General features: G+C 69.8%; 1 protein-coding gene and 1 pseudogene. Both read right to left on the bottom strand.

The annotated features are described in order from the left end of the window. The coding region (locus AC1DYN_RS32430; protein ID WP_477966893.1) for an AAA family ATPase at nt 1-325 on the bottom strand (325 nt) is incomplete at its 3' end. Nucleotides 326-416: 91 nt separating this feature from the next. After that, nucleotides 417-1,655 (bottom strand): annotated as a pseudogene (locus AC1DYN_RS32435) (DUF1631 family protein); the annotation flags it as partial.

Genomic DNA, 1,655 nt, shown 5'->3' on the forward strand with positions numbered 1-1,655 from the left:
GCGTAAGCGTGCGCTTGACCGCGATCTCGGCGTACTGCCCCCACTGGCCGGCGGCCTTGCCGGCGTTGTTGTCAAACACGAGTTCTACCGACGAGCGCCCGGCTGGCTTGCGGTGCGTGGAGCCGTTGAAGATCACGTCCTGCATCGACTCGCCGCGCAGCTCGGAGGCCTTGGATTCGCCCAGCACCCAGCGCACGGCGTCGATGATGTTCGACTTGCCGCAGCCATTGGGCCCGACCACGCCGACCAGCTGGCCGGGCACCTGAAAATTGGTGGGATCGACGAACGATTTGAATCCCGACAATTTGATGGAAGAGAGGCGCACGTTGCGTGGGAGAGGAAGGTAGCAAAGAAGCGATCATCATACCATCGCCGGGATGGCGAAGGCCATGGCCGGAAGGCTGATAGACCAGCGCTTACTCGGCGGCGTGATGGCCGGCCGGCGGGCCTGCATCATTGACCGCCTCGCTGCCGACGGCGGCGCCGAGGATACGGCCGACGACACCTTCCGCCAGCACGACCCGGATCGCGCCGGCGCGCAGCAGATCCGCCAGGCGACCTGCCGGCAGCGAGAACGCTTCCTGGCGCGCGGCGCCGGAAAAGATATACAGCGTGYGCAGCGGACTGACCCAGGCCAGGCGCACCTTGCGCACGCGATCGCCTTCGGCCAGCTCGAGGCGCATGCCGCGCTCCAGGCCGGCCAGGGTGTCGGCTTCCGGGCCCTGGCTTGCATGCGCCTCGTCCTCGGCCTGCGCCTGCTCTTGCGCCACGCGGCGCAGCGCATCCTGCTGCGCCGCCTCCACCGCCAGTTCGAGCTGGCGTTCGGGCGCCAGCTCGATCGGCGCCCGTACGATCGACGCATGACACTCGGCCAGCTCGGCAAAGAACTGGAGCCGCTCGGCGTCCTGCCAGCGCGTGGCGTCGAGCCATTTGTTCAGGCTTGCCAGCAGCGCCGGCAGGCGCGCAATCAGGGCCTTGCGCTGCTCTTGCGTCGCCTTGGGCTTGACGCTCCAGATCAGGTCTTCCATCGTGCGCGTGGCATTCTCGATCGCGCCGGGGCGGCTGTCTTCGATGGTGTAGGCCAGCGCCAGCGCGGCGCTCCAGCGCTGTTCGAGAAAGCCCGCCACGGCCGGCACGAGCTGCTCGCCCGCCAGGCGCAGGGCCACGGCGCGCTGGGCCGAGCGCTCGGCGGCGAGCCGCTTTTCCTGGCGCGTGGCATTGGCGATCGGGCCGGCGATGGCCGCCTGTTCCGCGCTGTCGCGCGCGGCCAGGCCGGCTTCGAGTTCGGCCACGGCGGCCTCGAACTCGGGCTGCTCGGCATCGCGCACCCGCTCGACGCTGCGGCGCATGGCGTGGTAGACCGGATCGTCCTGGTCGGCTGGCTGCTCCCAGCCAGTCTGCGAGAGCAAGTCGAGCAGGCGCCGCGCGGGATGCGCTTCCTCGTAGAAGAAGCTGCGGTCGCGCAGGGCCGCCTTAAGTACCGGCACCTGCAGGAACGCCAGCAGCTCGCGCGTCTCGGGCGCGACGCCATCGTCCTGCAGCACGCCTTCAAACACGCGCGACAGCAGATCGAGCGTGGTGGCGTCGCCGCGCGAGAGTGCGCCGGGCGGCAGGCTGGCGCGCAGGCGCGGGAGGTAGAAGGCGCCATGCGGGAC

The sequence above is a fragment of the Rhizobacter sp. P2_D12 genome, from assembly GCF_056404395.1.